We start from the raw sequence: 321 nt of genomic DNA on the forward strand, positions 1-321 counted from the left end.
GTACTAGCTTCACAAGGTAAAAAAGTCCTGATAGTTGATGCTGACAATCAGTCCAATGTTGCTTTAACTTTCGGTAAGAATCCTGATGAATTTGCTTACGGACTTTATGATGTGTTAATTGATGGTATTCCTGCTGAACACACAATTGTTAATGTACATGAAAATATTGATATTATTCCTGCTACTGATGATTTAGTAGGCTTTGATTTTGAGGTTATTGGCAATAGCAAGAAGTACCCTAGACCTTTCGAATTGATGTATAAGGGAATTAATCACCTTAGAAGCCAATATGACTTTATATTGATAGATACACCGACTAGC

Annotated in this window: 1 protein-coding gene; it reads left to right on the top strand. The window is 34.9% G+C overall.

Annotated features, from left to right (window positions below):
• On the top strand, positions 1-321 hold a 321-nt coding region (locus R2R70_RS19445; RefSeq protein ID WP_410978815.1), incomplete at both ends, for a ParA family protein.

The organism is Cobetia sp. SIMBA_158 (assembly GCF_046566945.1).
Classification (GTDB): Bacteria; Pseudomonadota; Gammaproteobacteria; order Pseudomonadales; family Halomonadaceae; genus Cobetia; species Cobetia amphilecti.